The following is a 17,325-nucleotide window of genomic DNA, read 5'->3' on the forward strand; positions in this document are numbered from 1 at the left end:
GACCTGGTAGCTCCAGCGAGCACCAGAAGGGGCCCGTACGACTTCGGTCGTACGGGCCCTTTCGCATGCCCGCTCAGGTGGGGCCGGGGCTCAGACCTTGCGGACGGTTCCGGTGCCGGTGGGGGTGTCCGGGCGCCACAGCCACGGCCGGGCGGCGGGGGAGAGGCCCGCGGCCACGGGACCGCGCGGGGTGGCGCGCAGGGCGGGTCCGTCGAGGGTGACCAGGTCGCGCGCGGCGCGCTGGATCCGGCCGCGGTGCAGCAGCTGGAGCGTGCCGCCGGTGTCCCGGCCCAGGAGGTACGCGCCGTCGGCGGTCACGGGTCCGTAGCCGGGGAAGTCGACCGGCGGTCCGGCCGTCGCGGTCAGCGCCGACGAGGCGGGGGCCCGGTAGTAGAGCCGGCCGCCCGCGGCGGCGACGGCGTCGGCGGGCACCGGCAGCCCGGCGAGCGGCGCGGGCCCCTCCGGCGTCCAGTGGTGCACGGTGTCGCGCCCCGGCGCGTACACATGGACGCCACCGTCCTCGCCGACGACCGCGGTCAGTCCGTCCTGTACGGGCCCGCCGCCGAGACCGCGCCACGGGGACCAGCGCCCGTCGCGACCGCGTACCCGTGTACTGATGCCCTGGTCCGCGTTCCGTACGAAGAGATGGACCTGCCCGTCGCGGGCGGTGACGGCGACGGGGACTCCGATGCGGCGGCCCCGCACGGGATCGGTCTCCGGGTTGCCGAGACCGGTCCACGCGCCGAACTCCCCGCCGGGAGCGCGCTGTTCAAGGGCCACGATCTCGCGCAGGTCGGAGCCGCCCCGCCCTTCGAGGGCCGCGAGCCGCAGGCCGAGCAGCAGTTGCCGTCCGTCGCGCAGGGCCGCGGAGCCGAGGGCCGGCGCGAGCGGGCCGCCGCCCAGGTCCGTGGGCCGGCCGAAGACCCCTTGCGGGGTCTCGCGCCAGCGGACGGCACGCATGCCGAGCACGCCGTAGCCGGTGAGCCTGCCGTCCGGTTCCTGGGCCAGGGCGATCCGTGGGCCCGGGTAGCGGTAGTGCGTCGAGCGGACCCAGCCCTTGCGGTTGGTGAGGGGGCGGTCGCCGCCCACGTTGTAGTCGCCGCATCCGGAGGGGTTGCCGCACTGCCAGTCCGGGGCCGCGCCGTACGGCATCAGATGGGCCGCCTTGGCGTGCAGCACGGCCTCGGGGAGGTTGTCGGGCCAGTGGTGGTTGTAGTAGCCGCGGAAGGCGGTGGCCGCGAACGGGGGCGGCCCGTCCACCGCGGTCTGCGACCAGCGGATCAGCGCCGCCCAGGTGAACGCTGCCACGGCCGTGTGGTCGGCGTGGTCGGAGAAACCGGGCTGCTCGCTGTCACGTATGCGCGTCAGCAGATCGCTGTGCTGGATGTCGGGGTCCGGGTCGAGCGTGTGCACCAGAGTGGGCCGGTAGCGCTCGAAGAGGGCCACGAGTACGTCGACGAGACCGTCGTAGTCGTACATCTGTGCCCGGCGCACCGGTGACCCGTCGACGACGACCGTGCGCAGCGGCAGTCCCCGCTCCCGCCACAGTGCCGGGGCGCCCATGTGGCCCGCCGGGGTGTGCATCGCGAGGTCGAGGAAGACCAGCTCGACGCGGCGGCCCCGGTGCTCCAGGGTGTTCACCTCGGCCTGGTGCCCGCCCGCGAGCGTGGTGACCTCGGTGCGCCAGCCGCTGAAGACCGGCAGGCCCAGCTGGGTCGCGTAGGACTGGCGGAGCCCCTGGTGGCGGGCGGAGGCGTACGCGGACTTGTCGGCCGGGGGGTGCGGGCGGCCGGGGATCTTGTTGACGCCGTCGGCCTCGCCGGCGGTGACGTACACGCAGACCAGCGGGATGCCGGTGGCGAGGGCCTGGCTGGTGTCCGGGTTCATGAAGTAAAGGTCGTCGTCGGGGTGGGCGAGGACCTGGAGCAGCAGGGCGTGGTCGCCCTGGACGGCGGGACGGCCGGAGGCGGGGGAGGGGGCGGTGGCGGTGGCCGGGGGCGCGGTCGTGGCCGCGTGGCCCACGAGGCCGGCCGCGGTGGCCGCGGCGACGGCGGCGCCCCCGATGAGGACGGCCCGGCGCCCGTGGACGCCGGGCCCCGCAGGGAGGCCCTCGCCCCTGTCGGCTATTCGCCCGCCGGCTCCGTCCACCGCGTTCTGATCACGTCTGTCCTGCCCATGTCCACGTCGCACGTGTCGTCCTCCGTCCGCCGTAGGCAGCGGTCGGAATGTGCGCTGCTTCTCGGTGCTTCAGCCGAGAAGAGGCTCGTCAGTGGGGTCAGGTTCCATGCAAGGACATCTTCTGTTCACTCGAACCGGCGTTCTTCGCGGGGAGAGTGTTTCGCGTCTCAGCCGCTGACGGCCCACCGCACCGCCGCCGTGACCCCGAGCACGAGAGCGGGCGCGACCCACCCCCACCCGACGACCCGCCGCACGGACGGCAGCAGCCAGAGTGCTGTCGCCGACCCGGCGGCCGCGACGGTGACGACGCACGAGAGCACGATCCCCCCGTACGCGTCGTCGTCCCAACTCCCGGACGGCCGGATGGACATGGCCGTCCAGCAGAAGTGCGCGGCGATGAGCGTGAGCACGCCGAACGGCAGGGCGAGCACCACCCGCAGACAGCCCCGCTCGCCGTCCGGGCGCGCGGGACCGTCGGGGTGTGCGGGAGCGGCGGGGCGGGCCGGGGTCGGGGCGGGGTCCGTCATCGGCGCAGCGCGTTCCTTGCGTCGTGCAGATGGTGGGTGAACCCGCGCCCGGAGGCCCGGGCATCGCCGGCCTCCCGGTAGGGGCCGCCGTTGTGGCGGGCGGCGAGTTCCCGGTGCCGCGCCGGCGTCGTCTCCTCGGCCGGTACGTCGGCGAAAGACAACTTGATCCACTCCCACGTGGGTCTGTTCCGTCTCGGACGGTGCACCGATCCTGGCATCGAGGTGGCGGGAACGGAGCGTGGTTCTCCGTCACTGTTCTGGTGCGAAGGCGCACGGGGGCGGGTATCGGTTCGCGGGGGCCTCCGGACGCGATGTTCTGACCAACTCCTGGGCCCCGCCGCCCAGTTCAGCGACGGAGGCCGTTGGCGCGCCGGGGGCGACCGCCTCTTGCGCGAGAAGTGCTCCCAGTGCAGACGCGGGCCCGCACCACCTTCACGGCTTCGTCCAGGTCCGTGCTCGGTTCGCTCCGCGCTTGCTGAGCGGCCGCCGCGCCCTCGTGCTCCCGATTCCGCGTGGCGCGAGCGTGATGGGCGGACAGGCCGGGATGGTCTCGGTGTCCCGGTCCCGGGCGAGGACCCGGTTCCGCACCGGGACGAGGACGCCCCCGCACAGCGAGTCGGCGGGCGGAAGCGGAAGCGATGACCCATGGGCAGTGACCCGAACGCCGTGACGGCCCGTGCGCAAGGCCCGGAGGGCCCGCGCGGGAGCCCCCGGTTTGACCTTCGTCACTCCAGGGGTACTCTCTACGGCTCGATTGGCCAGGCATGGTCGGCCTGTGGCAGACTGTCGGGGTTGCTCGGTTGAGTGCCGATGCTGCGCGCCTCCCGCCGGGAGGACCGGAAGCGAGTCCCACAGTACTCGTCGCCCCATCTGCCGTAAGGCAGCGCTAGGGCGGACGTACGGGAATCTTTCGGGAAGTGCAGCGAGGGGTTCAGCCAGGCGCCCGGTGGGTTTCTTCCCCCGGCTTCGCGGTTCTTGGGCCGCAGTCCCTCGCAGGGAAATCCGTATGGATATTTCCGTCAGTGAGACTGCGACACGCCCGACCGCGTGGGTCGGAGGAGGACGGAATAGAGCCCGCCAGGTTCCAGAGCGTTTCGAGAGACAGGACTACTAGTAGCCATGGCGGGACAGAAGATCCGCATCCGGCTCAAGGCCTACGACCACGAGGTCATCGACAGCTCGGCGAAGAAGATCGTCGAGACGGTGACCCGCACTGGTGCGTCGGTCGCAGGCCCGGTGCCGCTGCCCACTGAGAAGAACGTGTACTGCGTCATCAAGTCGCCGCACAAGTACAAGGACTCGCGCGAGCACTTCGAGATGCGCACGCACAAGCGCCTGATCGACATCCTCGACCCGACGCCCAAGACCGTTGACTCGCTGATGCGCCTGGACCTTCCGGCCGGCGTTGACATCGAGATCAAGCTCTGAGAGGCGCGGAAGAGATGGCTAAGCAGATCAAGGGCATCCTGGGCGAGAAGCTCGGCATGACCCAGGTCTGGGACGACAACAACCGCGTCGTCCCGGTCACCGTGGTCAAGGCCGGTCCGAACGTCGTGACCCAGGTCCGTACGAACGACACTGACGGCTACGAGTCGGTCCAGATCGCCTTCGGCGAGATCGACCCGCGCAAGGTGAACAAGCCCCTCAAGGGCCACTTCGCCAAGGCCGACGTCACCCCCCGCCGCCACCTCGTCGAGATCCGTACCGCTGACGCCAGCGAGTACACCCTCGGCCAGGAGCTCACCGCTGAGGTGTTCGAGGCCGGCGTGAAGGTCGACGTCACCGGCAAGAGCAAGGGCAAGGGCTTCGCCGGTGTCATGAAGCGTCACAACTTCAAGGGTCTCGGCGCCGGTCACGGCACCCAGCGCAAGCACCGCTCCCCCGGTTCCATCGGTGGCTGTGCCACCCCGGGCCGTGTGTTCAAGGGCCTCCGCATGGCGGGCCGCATGGGCAACGAGCGGGTCACCACCCAGAACCTGACCGTTCACGCCGTTGACGCGGAGAAGGGCCTGCTCCTCATCAAGGGCGCAGTTCCCGGTCCGAACGGTGGCCTCGTCCTGGTCCGTACCGCGGCCAAGGGGGTTTGAGGAACCGATGAGCACCATTGACATCCTTTCGCCGGCAGGCGACAAGGCCGGGACGGTCGAGCTCCCCGCGGAGATCTTCGACGTAGAGAAGATCAGCATCCCGCTTCTCCACCAGGTCGTCGTCGCTCAGCTGGCTGCTGCCCGTCAGGGCACGCACAAGACCAAGCGCCGTGGCGAAGTCCGCGGTGGTGGCAAGAAGCCGTACCGCCAGAAGGGCACCGGCCGCGCGCGCCAGGGTTCGACCCGTGCGCCGCAGTTCGCCGGCGGTGGCGTCGTCCACGGCCCGCAGCCGCGTGACTACTCGCAGCGGACCCCGAAGAAGATGAAGGCCGCGGCCCTGCGCCACGCCCTCACCGACCGGGCCCGCAACGCTCGCATCCACGTCGTCACCGGCGTGGTCGAGGGCGGAGTCTCCACCAAGGCCGCGAAGTCGCTGCTCGGCAAGATCAGTGAGCGCAAGAACCTGCTCCTGGTCATCGACCGTGCCGACGAGGCCGCGCTGCTCTCGGCGCGCAACCTGCCCCAGGTCCACATCCTGGAGCCGGGCCAGCTGAACACGTACGACGTTCTCGTCTCGGACGACGTGGTCTTCACTCAGGCCGCCTTCGAGTCCTTCGTGTCCGGCCCGAAGGCCACTGACACCGAAGGGAGCGAAGCCTGATGGCTACGCGTCACCCGAGCATTGCCCCCAAGGCGGCCAAGGCCGCCAAGGCCGCGCGCGTCGCCAAGGCGAAGCGCCACGAGGCCGAGGGCAAGAACACCGTTGAGACGCCGCTGAGCAAGAGCTTCACGGACCCCCGTGACGTCCTCCTCAAGCCGGTCGTCTCCGAGAAGAGCTACGCGCTCCTCGATGAGGGCAAGTACACCTTCATCGTCGACCCGCGTGCCAACAAGACCCAGATCAAGCAGGCCGTCCAGGCGGTCTTCTCGGTCAAGGTCACCGGAGTCAACACGATCAACCGCCAGGGCAAGCGCAAGCGGACCCGCACGGGCTTCGGCAAGCGTGCCGACAGCAAGCGCGCGATCGTGACCCTCGCTGAGGGCGACCGTATCGACATCTTCGGCCAGGCCTCCTAACGGAGCGCCCTGGTCCGAATATCGGACGAGGACTGAGAAATGGGTATCCGCAAGTACAAGCCGACGACGCCGGGCCGCCGTGGCTCCTCCGTCGCCGACTTCGTCGAGGTCACGCGGTCCACGCCGGAGAAGTCGCTGGTCCGCCCGCTGCACAGCAAGGGCGGCCGTAACAACGCCGGTCGTGTGACCGTTCGCCACCAGGGTGGCGGACACAAGCGCGCCTACCGAGTGATCGACTTCCGTCGTCACGACAAGGACGGCGTGCCGGCGAAGGTCGCGCACATCGAGTACGACCCCAACCGCACCGCGCGCATCGCGCTGCTGCACTACGCCGACGGCGAGAAGCGTTACATCGTCGCTCCGCGTGGCCTGTCGCAGGGTGACCGCGTCGAGAACGGTCCCGGGGCCGACATCAAGCCGGGCAACAACCTGGCGCTCCGCAACATCCCGGTCGGTACCACGATCCACGCGATCGAGCTCCGTCCCGGTGGCGGTGCCAAGTTCGCCCGCTCCGCAGGTGCCTCCGTGCAGCTGCTGGCGAAGGAGGGCCAGATGGCCCACCTGCGCATGCCGTCCGGCGAGATCCGCCTGGTCGACGTTCGCTGCCGCGCCACCATCGGCGAGGTCGGCAACGCCGAGCAGTCGAACATCAACTGGGGCAAGGCCGGCCGCAAGCGCTGGCTCGGCGTTCGTCCGACCGTCCGCGGTGTGGCGATGAACCCGGTTGACCACCCGCACGGTGGTGGTGAGGGCAAGACCTCCGGTGGTCGCCACCCGGTCTCCCCGTGGGGTCAGAAGGAGGGTCGTACTCGTTCGCCGAAGAAGGCTTCGAACAAGTACATCGTCCGCCGCCGCAAGACGAACAAGAAGCGCTAGGAGCGGGTTTAGATGCCGCGCAGTCTCAAGAAGGGACCCTTCGTTGACGGCCACCTCGTAAAGAAGGTGGACGCTCAGAACGAAGCCGGTACCAAGAACGTCATCAAGACCTGGTCCCGTCGCTCGATGATCATCCCGGCCATGCTGGGCCACACGATCGCGGTGCACAACGGCAAGACCCACATCCCGGTGTTCGTCACCGAGTCGATGGTCGGCCACAAGCTCGGCGAGTTCTCGCCGACGCGCACCTTCCGGGGTCACGTCAAGGACGACCGGAAGTCGAAGCGCCGCTAAGGCGGGGTGGAATCGACTATGACGAACACTGAAGGGACAACCATGGAAGCCAGGGCCCAGGCGCGGTACATCCGCGTCACGCCCATGAAGGCCCGCCGCGTGGTGGACCTCATCCGTGGCATGGATGCCACGGAGGCTCAGGCGGTCCTGCGTTTCGCCCCGCAGGCCGCGAGCGTGCCGGTTGGCAAGGTGCTGGACAGCGCCATCGCCAACGCTGCACACAACTACGACCACACCGACGCCTCTTCGCTGGTCATCAGCGAGGCGTACGTGGATGAGGGCCCGACCCTGAAGCGGTTCCGTCCGCGTGCTCAGGGCCGTGCCTACCGGATCCGTAAGCGGACCAGCCACATCACCGTGGTCGTCAGCAGCAAGGAAGGAACCCGGTAATGGGCCAGAAGGTAAACCCGCACGGGTTCCGGCTCGGTATCACCACGGACTTCAAGTCCCGTTGGTACGCCGACAAGCTGTACAAGGACTACGTCAAGGAAGACGTAGCCATCCGTCGCATGATGACCTCCGGCATGGAGCGCGCCGGTATCTCGAAGGTTGAGATCGAGCGCACCCGTGACCGCGTGCGTGTGGACATCCACACCGCTCGTCCGGGCATCGTCATCGGCCGCCGTGGCGCCGAGGCCGACCGTATCCGCGGTGACCTCGAGAAGCTCACGGGCAAGCAGGTCCAGCTGAACATCCTCGAGGTCAAGAACCCCGAGACCGACGCTCAGCTGGTTGCTCAGGCCGTTGCCGAGCAGCTGTCCTCCCGCGTCTCCTTCCGTCGCGCCATGCGTAAGAGCATGCAGACGGCGATGAAGGCCGGCGCCAAGGGCATCAAGATCCAGTGTGGTGGCCGTCTCGGCGGCGCCGAGATGTCCCGCTCGGAGTTCTACCGCGAGGGCCGTGTGCCCCTGCACACGCTCCGCGCGAACGTCGACTACGGCTTCTTCGAGGCCAAGACGACCTTCGGCCGTATCGGTGTGAAGGTCTGGATCTACAAGGGCGACGTCAAGAACATCGCGGAGGTCCGCGCCGAGAACGCTGCGGCCCGTGCGGGTAACCGCCCGGCCCGTGGTGGCGGCAACGACCGTCCGGCCCGCGGCGGTGGCCGTGGTGGCGAGCGTGGCGGCCGCGGCCGCAAGCCGCAGCAGCAGTCGGCTCCGGCCGCCGAGGCCCCCAAGGCTGACGCGCCCGCCGCTGCCGCTCCGGCTGAGAGCACCGGAACGGAGGCCTGACCGAAATGCTGATCCCCCGTAGGGTCAAGCACCGCAAGCAGCACCACCCCAAGCGCCGCGGTCAGGCCAAGGGTGGTACGACGGTTGCGTTCGGCGAGTACGGCATTCAGGCCCTCACGCCGGCGTACGTGACCAACCGCCAGATCGAGGCGGCTCGTATCGCGATGACCCGCCACATCAAGCGTGGCGGCAAGGTCTGGATCAACATCTACCCGGACCGCCCGCTGACGAAGAAGCCCGCCGAGACCCGCATGGGTTCCGGTAAGGGTTCCCCCGAGTGGTGGGTCGCGAACGTTCACCCGGGTCGGGTGATGTTCGAGCTGTCCTACCCGAACGAGAAGATTGCGCGTGAGGCGCTTACCCGCGCTGCTCACAAGCTTCCGATGAAGTGCCGGATTGTTCGGCGCGAGGCAGGTGAGTCGTGATGTCGGCCGGTACCAAGGCGTCCGAGCTGCGCGAACTGGGCAACGAGGAGCTCCTCAACAAGCTCCGCGAGGCCAAGGAAGAGCTGTTCAACCTCCGTTTCCAGGCGGCGACCGGTCAGCTCGAGAACCACGGTCGGCTGAAGGCCGTCCGCAAGGACATCGCGCGGATCTACACCCTCATGCGTGAGCGCGAGCTGGGCATCGAGACGGTGGAGAACGCCTGATGAGCGAGAGCAACGTGACTGAAGAGACTGCCGCCCGCGGCTTCCGCAAGACCCGTGAGGGTCTGGTCGTCAGCGACAAGATGGACAAGACCGTCGTCGTCGCTGTCGAGGACCGCGTCAAGCACGCCCTGTACGGCAAGGTCATCCGCCGTACGAACAAGCTCAAGGCGCACGACGAGCAGAACGCTGCCGGCGTCGGCGACCGCGTCCTCATCATGGAGACGCGTCCGCTGTCGGCGACCAAGCGCTGGCGCATCGTCGAGATCCTCGAGAAGGCCAAGTAATTCTCTGAGGGGTATCCCTCAGAGTTCGTTCCGCCAGGCTCCCGGGGCAGTTCACTGAACTGCCCCGGGGGAACCGGCAGACAATCAGGAGATAGACGTGATCCAGCAGGAGTCGCGACTGCGCGTCGCCGACAACACGGGTGCGAAGGAAATTCTCACCATCCGTGTTCTCGGTGGCTCGGGTCGCCGCTACGCGGGCATCGGTGACGTCATCGTCGCCACCGTCAAGGACGCGATCCCCGGCGGCAACGTGAAGAAGGGTGACGTCGTCAAGGCGGTCATCGTTCGCACCGTCAAGGAGCGCCGCCGTCCGGACGGCTCGTACATCCGCTTCGACGAGAACGCCGCCGTCATTCTGAAGAACGACGGCGACCCTCGTGGCACCCGTATCTTCGGCCCGGTGGGCCGTGAGCTGCGCGAGAAGAAGTTCATGAAGATCATCTCGCTCGCGCCGGAGGTGCTGTAAGCATGAAGATCAAGAAGGGCGACCTGGTTCAGGTCATCACCGGTAAGGACAAGGGCAAGCAGGGCAAGGTCATCGCGGCCTTCCCCCGCGAGGACCGCGTCCTGGTCGAGGGTGTCAACCGGGTCAAGAAGCACACCAAGGCCGGCCCCACCGCCAGCGGTTCGCAGGCCGGTGGCATCGTCACGACCGAGGCCCCTGTCCACGTGAGCAACGTTCAGCTCGTGGTGGAGAAGGACGGCAACAAGGTCGTCACGCGTGTCGGTTACCGCTTCGACGACGAGGGCAACAAGGTTCGCGTTGCCAAGCGGACGGGTGAGGACATCTGATGGCTACCACCACGACTCCGCGTCTCAAGACGAAGTACCGCGAGGAGATCGCGGGCAAGCTGCAGGAAGAGTTCTCCTACGAGAACGTCATGCAGACCCCGGGCCTCGTCAAGATCGTGGTCAACATGGGTGTCGGCGACGCCGCCCGTGACTCCAAGCTCATGGACGGTGCCGTCCGTGACCTGACCACGATCACCGGTCAGAAGCCGGCCATCACCAAGGCCCGCAAGTCCATCGCGCAGTTCAAGCTGCGTGAGGGTCAGCCGATCGGTGCCCACGTCACGCTCCGTGGCGACCGCATGTGGGAGTTCCTGGACCGCACCCTGTCGCTCGCGCTTCCGCGCATCCGCGACTTCCGTGGTCTGTCTCCCAAGCAGTTCGACGGCCGTGGCAACTACACCTTCGGTCTCACCGAGCAGGTCATGTTCCACGAGATCGACCAGGACAAGATCGACCGCGTCCGGGGTATGGACATCACCGTGGTCACCACGGCGACCAACGACGATGAGGGCCGTGCGCTCCTCCGTCACCTCGGCTTCCCCTTCAAGGAGGCGTAAGCGAGATGGCGAAGAAGGCTCTTATTGCCAAGGCTGCTCGTAAGCCGAAGTTCGGTGTGCGTGGCTACACCCGCTGCCAGCGCTGCGGCCGCCCGCACTCCGTGTACCGCAAGTTCGGCCTGTGCCGCGTGTGCCTTCGTGAGATGGCTCACCGTGGCGAGCTGCCGGGCGTGACCAAGAGCTCCTGGTAATCCCCTTCTGTCCTTAGGGACTTGGGAATTACCGGAAGCTCTCGGTAAGTATTTGGACGGCGGGACCCCTCCCTCACATGCCGTAGGCTTGTGGGGTTGGGCGCCCGCCGCCCATACCGACTTACTACGCCGTAGGTCCCCGCACCGCACCCGTCCCGCCTCTGTGTGGGGAGAGGGATGGCGCATACAGGAAACCCCGGCGAGAGAGGCCGAAGGCCAATTCATGACCATGACTGATCCGATCGCGGACATGCTGACTCGTCTGCGTAACGCGAACTCGGCGTACCACGACACCGTGGCGATGCCGCACAGCAAGATCAAGTCTCACATCGCGGAGATCCTCCAGCAGGAGGGCTTCATCACGGGCTGGAAGACCGAGGACGCCGAGGTGGGCAAGAACCTCGTCCTCGAGCTCAAGTTCGGCCCGAACCGTGAGCGCTCCATTGCGGGCATCAAGCGGATCTCCAAGCCCGGTCTCCGGGTTTACGCGAAGTCCACCAACCTGCCCAAGGTCCTCGGCGGCCTCGGCGTGGCGATCATCTCCACGTCGCACGGTCTCCTGACCGGCCAGCAGGCAGGCAAGAAGGGCGTAGGTGGGGAAGTCCTCGCCTACGTCTGGTAGTCGGGAACGGAGGAATAGCTAATGTCGCGTATTGGCAAGCTCCCCATCACGGTTCCCGCCGGCGTGGACGTCACCATCGACGGTCGTACGGTCTCGGTTAAGGGCCCCAAGGGTTCCCTCAGCCACACGATCGTCGCTCCGATCGTCATCACGAAGGACGAGGACGGCGTGCTGAACGTCGCCCGTCCCAATGATGAGCGTCAGAACAAGGCTCTGCACGGCCTGTCCCGCACGCTGGTGGCCAACATGATCACCGGCGTGACCGAGGGTTACGTGAAGAAGCTCGAGATCAGCGGTGTCGGTTACCGCGTCCTGGCGAAGGGCTCCAACCTGGAGTTCTCGCTCGGCTACAGCCACCCGATCCTGATCGAGGCGCCCGAAGGCATCTCCTTCAAGGTCGAGTCGCCGACCAAGTTCTCGGTCGAGGGCATCGACAAGCAGAAGGTCGGCGAGGTTGCGGCCAACATCCGCAAGCTGCGCAAGCCCGACCCGTACAAGGCCAAGGGCGTCAAGTACGAAGGCGAAGTCATCCGCCGCAAGGTCGGAAAGGCGGGTAAGTAAGCCATGGCATACGGTGTCAAGATTGCTAAGGGCGACGCTTACAAGCGTGCTGCCATCAAGCGCCGTCACATTCGTATCCGTAAGCACATCTCGGGTACGGCCGAGCGCCCGCGCCTGGTCGTGACGCGTTCGAACCGCCACATCGTGGCCCAGGTCATCGACGACGTTAAGGGTCACACCCTCGCGTCGGCGTCGACCCTGGACACCTCGATCCGTGGTGCCGAGGCCGACAAGTCCGCGCAGGCCGGCAAGGTCGGCGCCCTGGTCGCCGAGCGCGCCAAGGCCGCGGGCGTCGAGGCTGTCGTGTTCGACCGTGGTGGTAACCAGTACGCCGGGCGCATCGCCGCTCTGGCGGACGCCGCCCGCGAAGCCGGTCTGAAGTTCTGATCCGGTTCCGTAGCTAGCGGAAAACGAAGAGAGGTAATTCCAATGGCTGGACCCCAGCGCCGCGGAAGCGGTGCCGGTGGCGGCGAGCGGCGGGACCGGAAGGGTCGCGACGGTGGCGCTGCTGCCGCCGAGAAGACCGCATACGTTGAGCGCGTTGTCGCGATCAACCGTGTCGCCAAGGTTGTCAAGGGTGGCCGTCGCTTCAGCTTCACTGCGCTCGTCGTGGTGGGCGATGGCGATGGCACGGTAGGCGTCGGTTACGGCAAGGCCAAGGAGGTGCCGGCCGCCATCGCCAAGGGTGTTGAGGAGGCCAAGAAGCACTTCTTCAAGGTCCCCCGTATCCAGGGCACCATCCCGCACCCGATCACGGGCGAGAAGGCTGCGGGCGTCGTCCTGCTCAAGCCGGCTGCTCCCGGTACCGGCGTTATCGCCGGTGGCCCGGTGCGTGCCGTGCTCGAGTGCGCCGGCGTTCACGACATCCTGTCGAAGTCGCTCGGCTCGTCGAACGCGATCAACATCGTGCACGCGACCGTGGAGGCCCTCAAGGGCCTGCAGCGTCCCGAGGAGATCGCGGCTCGCCGTGGTCTGCCCCTCGAGGACGTCGCCCCCGCGGCTCTGCTCCGTGCGCGTGCGGGAGCGGGTGCGTAATGGCTCGCCTCAAGATCACGCAGACGAAGTCGTACATCGGTAGCAAGCAGAACCACCGCGACACCCTGCGTTCGCTCGGGCTCAAGCGCCTGAACGACGTGGTCGTCAAGGAGGATCGTCCCGAGTTCCGCGGCATGGCCAACACCGTGCGGCACCTCGTGACGGTCGAGGAGGTCGACTGATCATGGCGGAGAACAACCCGCTCAAGATCCACAACCTCCGTCCCGCCCCGGGCGCCAAGACCGCGAAGACCCGTGTGGGTCGCGGTGAGGCGTCGAAGGGTAAGACGGCCGGTCGTGGTACCAAGGGCACGAAGGCCCGTTACCAGGTTCCGGAGCGCTTCGAGGGTGGCCAGATGCCCCTCCACATGCGTCTCCCGAAGCTCAAGGGCTTCAAGAACCCGTTCAAGACCGAGTTCCAGGTCGTGAACCTCGACAAGCTGAGCGCGCTGTACCCGGAAGGTGGCGAGGTCACCGTCGAGGGTCTCGTCGCCAAGGGTGCCGTTCGCAAGAACAGCCTCGTCAAGGTGCTCGGCCAGGGTGAGCTCACCGTGGCGCTGCAGGTGACGGTCGACGCCGTCTCCAACTCCGCCAAGGAGAAGATCACCGCCGCCGGCGGTACCGTCACCGAGCTCGTCTGACCTTTTCAGGCGTCTTGATGACATGAGCGATTCCCGACCGGGGATGCCCCACATTTGGGGCATCCCCGGTTGGTCGTTCCAAGGGGGGCATGGTCGCCGGTATGGTGGCCTGCACTGTGCTGTATCCGTCTGGGGCTGATGCCTCGGGCCGGGCGGTGTGTCCTGAAGGCGACATGTCTGACGGATCTTCACCCGGTGCTTGACTGTTACGCATTCCTTCATTCATCGAACCTCAAGACCGTCACCTCTGACGCACGTGCGCGGGGGTCGCAGGAGGCACCGTGCTCACCGCGTTCGCCCGGGCGTTCAAGACGCCCGACCTGCGCAAGAAGCTGCTCTTCACGCTCGGCATCATCGTGATCTACCGCATCGGTACGCACGTACCGATCCCGGGAGTCAGCTACTCGAACGTCCAGACATGCGTGGACGCGAACAAAGGCACGCAGGGCCTGTTCGGTCTCGTCAACATGTTCAGTGGTGGCGCGCTCCTGCAGATCACGATCTTCGCGCTCGGCATCATGCCGTACATCACCGCGAGCATCATCCTGCAGCTGCTCACCGTCGTGATCCCGCGGCTCGAGGCCCTGAAGAAGGAGGGTCAGGCGGGTACGGCGAAGATCACGCAGTACACGCGATACCTGACCGTGGCGCTCGCCATCCTCCAGGGCACCGGCCTCGTCGCGACCGCTCGCAGCGGCGCCCTCTTCCAGGGCTGCCCCGTCGCGAACCAGATCGTCCCGGACCAGTCGATCTTCGTGACGATCACGATGGTCATCACGATGACCGCCGGTACCGCCATCGTCATGTGGCTCGGTGAGCTCATCACCGACCGCGGCATCGGCAACGGCATGTCGATCCTGATGTTCATCTCGATCGCCGCCACCTTCCCGAGCGCCCTGTGGACCATCAAGACGACCGGCGACCTCGCCGGCGGCTGGATCGAGTTCGGCGCCGTGATCCTGGTGGGCCTCGTCATGGTCGGCCTGGTGGTCTTCGTCGAGCAGGCGCAGCGCCGCATCCCTGTCCAGTATGCGAAGCGCATGATCGGTCGCCGGTCTTACGGCGGTACGTCCACCTACATCCCGCTGAAGGTCAATCAGGCGGGTGTGATCCCTGTCATCTTCGCTTCGTCGTTGCTCTACATCCCGGCCCTCGTCGCGCAGTTCGCGGGAGGCAATTCCGGGTGGAAGACCTGGATCAACGACCATCTGACCAAGGGAAATCACCCCTATTACATCGTTTCGTACTTCCTGCTGATCGTTTTCTTCGCGTTCTTCTACGTGGCGATCTCGTTCAACCCCGAGGAAGTCGCGGACAACATGAAGAAGTATGGTGGCTTCATCCCGGGCATCCGGGCTGGCCGGCCGACCGCTGAGTACCTCAGCTACGTGCTCAACCGGATCACCTGGCCGGGTTCGCTGTATCTGGGTCTGATCGCTCTCGTACCAACGATGGCGTTGGTTGGCTTCGGGGCAAGCCAGAACTTCCCGTTCGGTGGGACAAGCATCCTCATCATCGTGGGTGTCGGTCTGGAGACGGTGAAGCAGATCGAGAGCCAGCTTCAGCAGCGCAATTACGAAGGGTTCCTCCGCTGATGCGTATCGTCCTCGTCGGGCCGCCCGGTGCGGGCAAGGGAACGCAGGCCGCGTTCCTTGCCAAGAACCTGTCGATTCCGCACATCTCCACGGGCGACCTCTTCCGTGCCAACATCAGCCAGGGCACGGAGCTGGGCAAGCAGGCGAAGGCGTTCATGGACGCCGGCAACCTGGTTCCCGACGAGGTCACCATCGGGATGGCCAAGGACCGCATGGAGCAGCCGGACGCCGTGAACGGCTTCCTGCTCGACGGCTTCCCTCGTAACGTCTCGCAGGCCGAGGCGCTCGACGTCGCCCTCAAGGCGGACGAAGTGAAGCTCGACGCGGTCCTGGACCTCGAGGTCCCCGAGGACGAGGTGGTCAAGCGCATCGCCGGCCGCCGCATCTGCCGCAAGGACTCCGCGCACGTCTTCCACGTGTCGTACAAGCAGCCGAAGCAGGAAGGCGTCTGCGACGTCTGCGGCGGCGAGCTGTACCAGCGCGAGGACGACAGTGAGGACACCGTCCGCAAGCGGCTCGAGGTCTACCACACGCAGACCGAGCCGATCATCGACTACTACCGGGCCCAGGGTCTGGTGCGGACGATCTCGGCGCTCGGCAAGGTCGACGAGGTGACCGCGCGGGCCATGGACGCCCTCAAGCGCGACAAGTAAGTCGTTGTCACGCCGCTCCGGCCGCGGTGCCCGTACAGGGCGCCGCGGCCGTAGTGTTGTGCAGGTAAACCCGTAGTGCGGAAGACGGAGAGCGCAGGCCCCCATGGTGCAGATCAAGACCCCTGAGCAGATCGCCAAGATGCGTGAGGCGGGGCTGGTCGTCGCCGCGATCCACGCGGCGACGCGTGAGGCCGCGGTTCCCGGGACCACCACCCGGGACCTGGACGAGGTCGCGCGCAAGGTGCTCGACGAGCACGGGGCCAAGTCGAACTTCCTCGGCTACGGGGGATTCCCCGCGACCATCTGCACCTCGGTCAACGAGATCGTCGTCCACGGCATCCCGGACGACAAGACCGTCCTCAAGGACGGCGACATCATCTCCATCGACTGCGGCGCGATCATCGACGGGTGGCACGGCGACGCCGCGTACACCGCCTTCGTGGGCACCGGTCACGCTCCGGAGCTGATCGAGCTCTCCCGGGTGACCGAGGAGTCGATGTGGGCCGGCATCGCCGCGATGAAGAACGGCAACCGGCTCGTCGACATCTCCCGCGCCATCGAGTCCTACATCCGCCGCCAGCCCAAGCCGGGCGGCGGCAAGTACGGCATCGTCGAGGACTACGGCGGCCACGGCATCGGCACCGAGATGCACATGGACCCGCACCTGCTGAACTACGTCGAGCGCCGCCGCGGCAAGGGCCCGAAGCTCGTCCCCGGCTTCTGTCTCGCGATCGAGCCGATGGTCTCCCTCGGTACCCCGCGCACCGAGGTGCTCGAGGACGACTGGACGGTCATCACGACGGACGGCACCTGGTCCTCGCACTGGGAGCACTCCATCGCGCTGACCGAGCAGGGCCCCCTGGTCCTCACGGCGCCCGACGGCGGCAAGGCGAAGCTGGCCGAGCTCGGCGTCACCGCCGCTCCCGATCCCCTTGCATAATGATCTTCAGTGTGGGGCAAACTTCCCCGATTCGTCTTTCCGGGGGCCCTGACGTAGACTGACTCGTCGGCTCTCGTGCACACGCATGCCTGCATGTACGTGCTGAGTCGATCAAGGTAGTCGATTCGAAGGGCAAAGCGTGGCCAAGAAGCAAGGTGCCATCGAGATCGAAGGCACTGTCGTCGAGTCTCTCCCGAACGCCATGTTCAAGGTGGAGCTCCAGAACGGCCACCAGGTCCTGGCTCACATCAGCGGCAAGATGCGTATGCACTACATCCGCATCCTCCCTGACGACCGGGTCGTGGTGGAGCTGTCTCCGTACGACCTGACGCGTGGCCGGATCGTCTACCGGTACAAGTAGATCTTGCCCGCACCCTGCCTCGCGCGGGGTGGTGGCACTGACCCGGAGAACCTCACCCAATGAAGGTCAAGCCGAGCGTCAAGAAGATCTGCGACAAGTGCAGGGTGATCCGCCGTCACGGCCGGGTCATGGTTATCTGCGACAACCCGCGCCACAAGCAGCGCCAGGGCTGAC

29 protein-coding genes are annotated in these 17,325 nt (G+C 67.0%); 26 read left to right on the forward strand and 3 right to left on the reverse strand.

The window, feature by feature from the left end; translation table 11 throughout:
• Positions 1–90: 90 nt before the first annotated feature.
• The 3 genes from ACFC96_RS21185 to ACFC96_RS21195 all read right to left on the reverse strand — a co-directional run bounded on the left by ACFC96_RS21185 (position 91) and on the right by ACFC96_RS21195 (position 2,866).
• Positions 91–2,127, reverse strand: a complete 2,037-nt coding sequence (locus ACFC96_RS21185; RefSeq protein WP_376613740.1) for a PIG-L family deacetylase — start codon at positions 2,125–2,127, stop codon at positions 91–93.
• Between the two features lie 218 nt (positions 2,128–2,345).
• Positions 2,346–2,705: a hypothetical protein gene (locus ACFC96_RS21190; RefSeq protein WP_376613582.1), complete on the reverse strand. Its 360-nt coding sequence runs from the start codon at positions 2,703–2,705 to the stop codon at positions 2,346–2,348.
• Positions 2,702–2,866, reverse strand: coding sequence for a hypothetical protein (locus ACFC96_RS21195; protein ID WP_376613583.1), 165 nt, complete (start codon positions 2,864–2,866; stop codon positions 2,702–2,704). The genes ACFC96_RS21190 and ACFC96_RS21195 overlap by 4 nt, the downstream gene beginning before the upstream one ends.
• A gap of 958 nt (positions 2,867–3,824) precedes the next feature.
• On the opposite strand from ACFC96_RS21195, the gene rpsJ reads away from it, so the two are divergent.
• The 26 genes from rpsJ (at position 3,825) to rpmJ (ending at position 17,324) form a co-directional block, all read left to right on the forward strand.
• On the forward strand, positions 3,825–4,133 hold the full coding sequence (gene rpsJ / locus ACFC96_RS21200; protein WP_003948644.1) for a 30S ribosomal protein S10: 309 nt from the start codon (positions 3,825–3,827) through the stop codon (positions 4,131–4,133).
• A 14-nt stretch (positions 4,134–4,147) separates the two neighbouring features.
• Positions 4,148–4,792 (forward strand): 50S ribosomal protein L3, encoded by a 645-nt coding sequence (gene rplC, locus ACFC96_RS21205; protein ID WP_116511066.1) that lies wholly within the window; start codon positions 4,148–4,150, stop codon positions 4,790–4,792.
• Between the two features lie 7 nt (positions 4,793–4,799).
• Positions 4,800–5,453: a 50S ribosomal protein L4 gene (gene rplD, locus ACFC96_RS21210; protein ID WP_376260168.1), complete on the forward strand. Its 654-nt coding sequence runs from the start codon at positions 4,800–4,802 to the stop codon at positions 5,451–5,453.
• A complete protein-coding gene (rplW, locus tag ACFC96_RS21215; protein ID WP_116511062.1) occupies positions 5,453–5,869 on the forward strand; it encodes a 50S ribosomal protein L23 in 417 nt (138 codons plus the stop codon). Before rplD ends, rplW begins: the two co-directional genes overlap by 1 nt.
• 39 nt (positions 5,870–5,908) lie before the next feature.
• Positions 5,909–6,745: a 50S ribosomal protein L2 gene (rplB, locus tag ACFC96_RS21220; protein WP_116511060.1), complete on the forward strand. Its 837-nt coding sequence runs from the start codon at positions 5,909–5,911 to the stop codon at positions 6,743–6,745.
• A gap of 12 nt (positions 6,746–6,757) precedes the next feature.
• Positions 6,758–7,039 carry a 30S ribosomal protein S19 gene (gene rpsS / locus ACFC96_RS21225; RefSeq protein WP_015035577.1) on the forward strand — a complete coding sequence of 94 codons (282 nt, stop codon included), beginning with the start codon at positions 6,758–6,760 and terminating at the stop codon, positions 7,037–7,039.
• Between the two features lie 42 nt (positions 7,040–7,081).
• The gene (gene rplV / locus ACFC96_RS21230) at positions 7,082–7,429 is read left to right on the forward strand and encodes a 50S ribosomal protein L22 (protein ID WP_004571827.1); all 348 of its coding nucleotides are present in this window, start codon (positions 7,082–7,084) and stop codon (positions 7,427–7,429) included.
• The gene (gene rpsC / locus ACFC96_RS21235) at positions 7,429–8,271 is read left to right on the forward strand and encodes a 30S ribosomal protein S3 (protein ID WP_116511058.1); all 843 of its coding nucleotides are present in this window, start codon (positions 7,429–7,431) and stop codon (positions 8,269–8,271) included. Before rplV ends, rpsC begins: the two co-directional genes overlap by 1 nt.
• A gap of 5 nt (positions 8,272–8,276) precedes the next feature.
• Positions 8,277–8,696, forward strand: a complete 420-nt coding sequence (gene rplP / locus ACFC96_RS21240) for a 50S ribosomal protein L16 (RefSeq protein WP_030782563.1) — start codon at positions 8,277–8,279, stop codon at positions 8,694–8,696.
• The gene (rpmC, locus tag ACFC96_RS21245; RefSeq protein ID WP_059079052.1) at positions 8,696–8,920 is read left to right on the forward strand and encodes a 50S ribosomal protein L29; all 225 of its coding nucleotides are present in this window, start codon (positions 8,696–8,698) and stop codon (positions 8,918–8,920) included. The genes rplP and rpmC overlap by 1 nt, the downstream gene beginning before the upstream one ends.
• Positions 8,920–9,204 (forward strand): 30S ribosomal protein S17, encoded by a 285-nt coding sequence (rpsQ, locus tag ACFC96_RS21250; protein ID WP_100594880.1) that lies wholly within the window; start codon positions 8,920–8,922, stop codon positions 9,202–9,204. The genes rpmC and rpsQ overlap by 1 nt, the downstream gene beginning before the upstream one ends.
• Positions 9,205–9,301: 97 nt before the next feature.
• Positions 9,302–9,670, forward strand: coding sequence for a 50S ribosomal protein L14 (gene rplN / locus ACFC96_RS21255; RefSeq protein WP_003974257.1), 369 nt, complete (start codon positions 9,302–9,304; stop codon positions 9,668–9,670).
• 2 nt (positions 9,671–9,672) lie between these two features.
• Positions 9,673–9,996, forward strand: a complete 324-nt coding sequence (rplX, locus tag ACFC96_RS21260) for a 50S ribosomal protein L24 (protein ID WP_100594879.1) — start codon at positions 9,673–9,675, stop codon at positions 9,994–9,996.
• Entirely contained in the window at positions 9,996–10,553 is a 558-nt protein-coding gene (gene rplE / locus ACFC96_RS21265) for a 50S ribosomal protein L5 (protein ID WP_116511056.1), read from the forward strand. Before rplX ends, rplE begins: the two co-directional genes overlap by 1 nt.
• A gap of 5 nt (positions 10,554–10,558) precedes the next feature.
• Positions 10,559–10,744 (forward strand): type Z 30S ribosomal protein S14, encoded by a 186-nt coding sequence (locus ACFC96_RS21270; protein WP_003948630.1) that lies wholly within the window; start codon positions 10,559–10,561, stop codon positions 10,742–10,744.
• Between the two features lie 223 nt (positions 10,745–10,967).
• Positions 10,968–11,366: a 30S ribosomal protein S8 gene (gene rpsH, locus ACFC96_RS21275; protein ID WP_030221010.1), complete on the forward strand. Its 399-nt coding sequence runs from the start codon at positions 10,968–10,970 to the stop codon at positions 11,364–11,366.
• 21 nt (positions 11,367–11,387) lie between these two features.
• Positions 11,388–11,927: a 50S ribosomal protein L6 gene (gene rplF / locus ACFC96_RS21280; protein ID WP_376260166.1), complete on the forward strand. Its 540-nt coding sequence runs from the start codon at positions 11,388–11,390 to the stop codon at positions 11,925–11,927.
• A 3-nt stretch (positions 11,928–11,930) separates the two neighbouring features.
• Positions 11,931–12,314 (forward strand): 50S ribosomal protein L18, encoded by a 384-nt coding sequence (gene rplR / locus ACFC96_RS21285; RefSeq protein ID WP_376260164.1) that lies wholly within the window; start codon positions 11,931–11,933, stop codon positions 12,312–12,314.
• A 42-nt stretch (positions 12,315–12,356) separates the two neighbouring features.
• Positions 12,357–12,962 carry a 30S ribosomal protein S5 gene (rpsE, locus tag ACFC96_RS21290; RefSeq protein ID WP_116511048.1) on the forward strand — a complete coding sequence of 202 codons (606 nt, stop codon included), beginning with the start codon at positions 12,357–12,359 and terminating at the stop codon, positions 12,960–12,962.
• Positions 12,962–13,144 carry a 50S ribosomal protein L30 gene (gene rpmD / locus ACFC96_RS21295; protein WP_041985698.1) on the forward strand — a complete coding sequence of 61 codons (183 nt, stop codon included), beginning with the start codon at positions 12,962–12,964 and terminating at the stop codon, positions 13,142–13,144. The genes rpsE and rpmD overlap by 1 nt, the downstream gene beginning before the upstream one ends.
• 2 nt (positions 13,145–13,146) lie before the next feature.
• Entirely contained in the window at positions 13,147–13,602 is a 456-nt protein-coding gene (rplO, locus tag ACFC96_RS21300) for a 50S ribosomal protein L15 (protein ID WP_100594874.1), read from the forward strand.
• A gap of 281 nt (positions 13,603–13,883) precedes the next feature.
• Positions 13,884–15,197, forward strand: a complete 1,314-nt coding sequence (gene secY, locus ACFC96_RS21305) for a preprotein translocase subunit SecY (protein WP_116511045.1) — start codon at positions 13,884–13,886, stop codon at positions 15,195–15,197.
• Positions 15,197–15,850, forward strand: a complete 654-nt coding sequence (locus ACFC96_RS21310; protein ID WP_116511042.1) for an adenylate kinase — start codon at positions 15,197–15,199, stop codon at positions 15,848–15,850. Before secY ends, ACFC96_RS21310 begins: the two co-directional genes overlap by 1 nt.
• Positions 15,851–15,953: 103 nt before the next feature.
• Positions 15,954–16,790 (forward strand): type I methionyl aminopeptidase, encoded by an 837-nt coding sequence (gene map / locus ACFC96_RS21315; protein WP_376260162.1) that lies wholly within the window; start codon positions 15,954–15,956, stop codon positions 16,788–16,790.
• A 139-nt stretch (positions 16,791–16,929) separates the two neighbouring features.
• Entirely contained in the window at positions 16,930–17,151 is a 222-nt protein-coding gene (gene infA / locus ACFC96_RS21320) for a translation initiation factor IF-1 (RefSeq protein ID WP_003948620.1), read from the forward strand.
• Between the two features lie 59 nt (positions 17,152–17,210).
• A complete protein-coding gene (gene rpmJ / locus ACFC96_RS21325; protein WP_003974245.1) occupies positions 17,211–17,324 on the forward strand; it encodes a 50S ribosomal protein L36 in 114 nt (37 codons plus the stop codon).
• Position 17,325 lies beyond the last annotated feature (1 nt).

The sequence above is a fragment of the Streptomyces sp. NPDC055955 genome (assembly GCF_042270245.1).
Lineage (GTDB): Bacteria > Actinomycetota > Actinomycetes > Streptomycetales > Streptomycetaceae > Streptomyces.

Excerpts from the sequence above, each read along its gene's own strand:
- ACFC96_RS21190 (WP_376613582.1), bottom strand. The coding sequence starts at position 2,705 with ATGACGGACCCCGCCCCGACCCCGGCCCGCCCCGCCGCTCCCGCACAC.
- rpsJ (WP_003948644.1), top strand. The coding sequence starts at position 3,825 with ATGGCGGGACAGAAGATCCGCATCCGGCTCAAGGCCTACGACCACGAG.
- rplC (WP_116511066.1), top strand. The coding sequence starts at position 4,148 with ATGGCTAAGCAGATCAAGGGCATCCTGGGCGAGAAGCTCGGCATGACC.
- rplD (WP_376260168.1), top strand. The coding sequence starts at position 4,800 with ATGAGCACCATTGACATCCTTTCGCCGGCAGGCGACAAGGCCGGGACG.
- rplW (WP_116511062.1), top strand. The coding sequence starts at position 5,453 with ATGGCTACGCGTCACCCGAGCATTGCCCCCAAGGCGGCCAAGGCCGCC.
- rplB (WP_116511060.1), top strand. The coding sequence starts at position 5,909 with ATGGGTATCCGCAAGTACAAGCCGACGACGCCGGGCCGCCGTGGCTCC.
- rpsS (WP_015035577.1), top strand. The coding sequence starts at position 6,758 with ATGCCGCGCAGTCTCAAGAAGGGACCCTTCGTTGACGGCCACCTCGTA.
- rplV (WP_004571827.1), top strand. The coding sequence starts at position 7,082 with ATGGAAGCCAGGGCCCAGGCGCGGTACATCCGCGTCACGCCCATGAAG.
- rpsC (WP_116511058.1), top strand. The coding sequence starts at position 7,429 with ATGGGCCAGAAGGTAAACCCGCACGGGTTCCGGCTCGGTATCACCACG.
- rplP (WP_030782563.1), top strand. The coding sequence starts at position 8,277 with ATGCTGATCCCCCGTAGGGTCAAGCACCGCAAGCAGCACCACCCCAAG.
- rpmC (WP_059079052.1), top strand. The coding sequence starts at position 8,696 with ATGTCGGCCGGTACCAAGGCGTCCGAGCTGCGCGAACTGGGCAACGAG.
- rpsQ (WP_100594880.1), top strand. The coding sequence starts at position 8,920 with ATGAGCGAGAGCAACGTGACTGAAGAGACTGCCGCCCGCGGCTTCCGC.
- rplX (WP_100594879.1), top strand. The coding sequence starts at position 9,673 with ATGAAGATCAAGAAGGGCGACCTGGTTCAGGTCATCACCGGTAAGGAC.
- rplE (WP_116511056.1), top strand. The coding sequence starts at position 9,996 with ATGGCTACCACCACGACTCCGCGTCTCAAGACGAAGTACCGCGAGGAG.
- ACFC96_RS21270 (WP_003948630.1), top strand. The coding sequence starts at position 10,559 with ATGGCGAAGAAGGCTCTTATTGCCAAGGCTGCTCGTAAGCCGAAGTTC.
- rpsH (WP_030221010.1), top strand. The coding sequence starts at position 10,968 with ATGACCATGACTGATCCGATCGCGGACATGCTGACTCGTCTGCGTAAC.
- rplF (WP_376260166.1), top strand. The coding sequence starts at position 11,388 with ATGTCGCGTATTGGCAAGCTCCCCATCACGGTTCCCGCCGGCGTGGAC.
- rplR (WP_376260164.1), top strand. The coding sequence starts at position 11,931 with ATGGCATACGGTGTCAAGATTGCTAAGGGCGACGCTTACAAGCGTGCT.
- rpsE (WP_116511048.1), top strand. The coding sequence starts at position 12,357 with ATGGCTGGACCCCAGCGCCGCGGAAGCGGTGCCGGTGGCGGCGAGCGG.
- rpmD (WP_041985698.1), top strand. The coding sequence starts at position 12,962 with ATGGCTCGCCTCAAGATCACGCAGACGAAGTCGTACATCGGTAGCAAG.
- rplO (WP_100594874.1), top strand. The coding sequence starts at position 13,147 with ATGGCGGAGAACAACCCGCTCAAGATCCACAACCTCCGTCCCGCCCCG.
- ACFC96_RS21310 (WP_116511042.1), top strand. The coding sequence starts at position 15,197 with ATGCGTATCGTCCTCGTCGGGCCGCCCGGTGCGGGCAAGGGAACGCAG.
- map (WP_376260162.1), top strand. The coding sequence starts at position 15,954 with ATGGTGCAGATCAAGACCCCTGAGCAGATCGCCAAGATGCGTGAGGCG.
- rpmJ (WP_003974245.1), top strand. The coding sequence starts at position 17,211 with ATGAAGGTCAAGCCGAGCGTCAAGAAGATCTGCGACAAGTGCAGGGTG.